The 3834-nt window shown below is 33.7% G+C and carries 1 protein-coding gene; it reads left to right on the top strand.

The window, feature by feature from the left end; all coding sequences use genetic code 11:
* Positions 1-3834, top strand: a 3834-nt coding sequence (locus ACP3VS_RS23840; protein ID WP_426390216.1) for an amino acid adenylation domain-containing protein, incomplete at both ends; no start/stop codon positions are given.

Here is a 3834-nt window from a genome sequence, read left to right as displayed (position 1 = left end):
TAAGTATTTATATTGTTTTATTAAATCAAATGACAAATCAGACAGACTTGTTAATTGGAATGCCAATTAACACGCGAAGCCGTGACGAAGAAGATTTAGAGGTATTTGGCTATTTTGTGAATACTGTTCCATTACGTATAGCATTTTCTCCAACAGATACTTTTTTAGAGGTAGTTCAAAAAGTTAGTTACTCTGTAAAAAAAGCTAAAGAACATAGACATTATCCATTGAATCATCTTACTCAGCAATTTATAAATCAAAATGAAAATAATCCGTCTTTATACTCCACAGTATTCAATATGATAAAACTTCCAAATTTAAGAATGGAAGACTTAGAAACGGGAGTCATTACACATCACAATCGTGTAAGTATATTTGATATGGTATGGCGATTAGTTCAAAGTCAAAGTGATACTATAACCATTGAAGTTGATTATAACGCAGGTATGTATGAAGAAAACGACATACAGAATTTTATAGAGAGATTTGAACATTTACTAAAGATCCTTTTAGAAAACAGTGATATATCTATGTGCAATCTAAATTTGCTTTTACCACAGGATTATGATGTTTATCAAAATACAGTGGTTGTGAAAAACGTACCGCCTTTGACATTAGATCAACTCATTGATGAACAAGCTGATATATACCCAGATTGTATTGCTATAACGATGGGCCAACAAAATATCACTTATCAAGAATTACGGGTTTTGTCGAACAAAGTGGCGCTAACTTTATTGAACCAAGGGTTTCAAAAACAAAACCGTGTAAGTATCATCCTGAATCGTAGTATAGAGGCTGTTGTTTCCATGATTGGCGTATTAAAAGCAGGTGGTACCTATGTACCTGTAGATCCAGATTTTCCTGAAGACAGGATTCGTTTTATGTTACAAGATAGTGAATCGACTCATATTATTACAAGTCAAAAGTTCAGTTTACACAATTTTCACCAATACCAAAAAGTAATTTTATACGAAGACATGTCTAAACAGACTATTCTTGAGCAAGTAAAACGTACACACGCAACGGAAGATGGAGCCTACATCATTTATACATCTGGTTCTACTGGGAGTCCTAAAGGTGTATTAATTCCTCATAAGGGAGTAATTCGCTTAATAAAATCTATAAAGGATAAGTATCATTTTCAAAAAGATCAAGTACATATACAATTTGCTTCACTTATCTTTGATGCATCCGTCTGGGAAATATATAGTAGCTTGTTAACTGGAGGAAGGCTTCACATTCTCTCGGAAATAGAAAGAAAATCATGCAAACACTTTATCGAAGCAATTGAAAAGCAACAAGTAAAATTTTGTCTTTTACCTACGGTATTTTTCCATACTTTATCACAAGCACCAATCTATGAATTAGATAGATTGAATTCGCTTAACTATGTATTTGTTGGAGGAGAGAGCTTGCTACCGGAAACGGTACGTAAATGGCAAAAAAAAGTAGGTTTGAAAATTCCAATTGTAAATGCATATGGGCCAACAGAATCGACAGTGTGTGTCGCCACATATCCTATTAATAACAAAGTAAATGAAACACAAGCCAATATACCAATTGGGAAACCGTTATCTCATACAGAAATCTATATTTTGAACGAACAGCATCAAATTTGTCCGCCGTACGTACCTGGTGAGATTTATATTGGTGGAGATGGTCTTGCACAGCAATATGTCAATCAACCTGTTAAAACAAAAGAAGCATTTGTAACAGTTAATTTACCAACTTCATCTAATGCGAGACTATATAAAAGTGGTGATCAAGGTCGTATCACACAAGATGGGCAAGTTGAATTTTTAGGGCGTAAAGATAAACAGGTGAAGATTCGTGGATATCGTATCGAATTAGAAGAAATAGAAGAGCAAATGCTTCAACACCCTTCTATTGAACATGCAACTGTGATAGTTTATCAGAACAAAAGTGGTGATCAGCAATTGATGGCTTTCTACATATTGCAAAAAGGGGATAATGTGAATGCGGACGATCTCCAAGCATACCTTTCGGAAAAATTACCTTATTTTATGCTACCGAGTTACATGCAAGATATCGAAAAATTACCTTTAACACCGAGCGGTAAGATAGATTCTTACTCATTACAAAAACAAGCTGAGTCTGTATTAGAAAACCGTATCCATAGATATACCCCTCCCCATACAGATACTGAATTACAATTACAAAATATATGGGCAGAAGTTTTAAGGATGGAGTCTGAACAGATAAGTATCGATGATGATTTTTTCACGATTGGTGGACATTCTTTACTCACAGTCCAAGTCATCAATCGTATTCATGCCAGATTCCATGTACAGATAAGTTTAAAAGATTTATATATATATCGAACGATTCATACATGTGCTGAATATATAGACCAATTTAATCAGATTGATAGTGAAGACGTAATTCCACTAGTTCCTGATCAAACGCATTACCCTTTATCACATGCACAAAAAAGACTTTGGTTTTTATACAAAAGGTATCCAGAAGATAGAACATACGATATTCCTATTCAGGTACAAATACAACCTGGAATACAAATCCATATTTTGAATAAAGCTTTATGCGAAATTGTAAAACGACATGAAATTTTTCGAACAGTTTTCAGGGAAAAGCGAGGGGAGCCTGGGCAACACATACAAGAAGAATTAAATGTGAAAGCTATACACGTGAATATTACCAATATTAAAAAGGGTAAACAAGCCGGATATAGATTAAAGTGTATACAGCAGATAGATTCAAAAGGGTTTGATTTAGAGAAAGGTCCGTTATTCCGATCAATACTATTCACAGAAAATGAAGATTGCTCTTGGTTATATTTGAATTTCCACCATATTGTTATGGATGAATGGAGTTTACAACTCTTTCTAAAAGAGCTATTTGAGATATATGATGAACTATTACTAAATAAAATTGTGTATCATACTAAACCTGTTGTTAGATATGTTGAATATGTAGCATGGCAATCTAAACATCTTTCGTTAGGGACATGGGAATTAGAAGAACAATATTGGAAGCAAGAATTCCAAAACAGTCACCACCCGCAATTATCACTACCATACGATCGATTGTCAAGTAATCCTTTTAATCGTGGTGCAGTACTGTCCAAAAAAATAGATCAGATACATTTGACAGGATTAAAAAAAATTGCACAACAAGAAGATGTTTCACTATTCATATTGCTATTCACTGCTTACACACAATTTTTACAGCAGATATGTGGACAGAATGATTTGGTTATAGGAACACCTGTGTCAGGAAGACAACATACAGCATTTGAAGATGTCCAAGGTTTCTTTGTTAACACAGTTGCAATTCGAATAAATACAACGGGTGCTTCTACAATGCAAGAATTGTGTGAAATCGTAAAAGAAAAATGTTTTTTAGCATTCCAACATCAAAACTACCCTTTTGATAAGGTAATTGAAGTAGTAAACCCTGAACGAAGAGAACATGATAATCCGATTTTCCAAACTATGTTTAGTTATCAACTGAACTCCTCTCAACTATTCAGTTTGCATCGATTGGATATACAACCTGTAAAACAAACAATTAGCAAATTTAACTTATCTCTTACATTTGTAGAGTCAGAAGATGGTCTAATTATGGATTTAGAATATAATACTGATTTGTTTGAAAGAACAACGATTTCACGATTTGCTGAACAATTGTTGCATATAATTCAGATGATACAAACAGACTTTACTACATCTTTTGGTCAATTAAGTATGTTAAGTGATACAGATAAAGCTATCTACCAAAAATTGAATGATACGTGTATGGCACTGCCACCATACTCTTCTATACAGGAACGGTTTTATCAGCAAGTGTATA

It is taken from the genome of Lysinibacillus sp. VIII_CA, assembly GCF_049943995.1.
Taxonomy (GTDB): Bacteria; Bacillota; Bacilli; order Bacillales_A; family Planococcaceae; genus Lysinibacillus; species Lysinibacillus pinottii.
The sequence above is the reverse complement of the archived record's forward strand: the minus strand, read 5'-3'. Positions and strand labels throughout refer to the sequence as shown.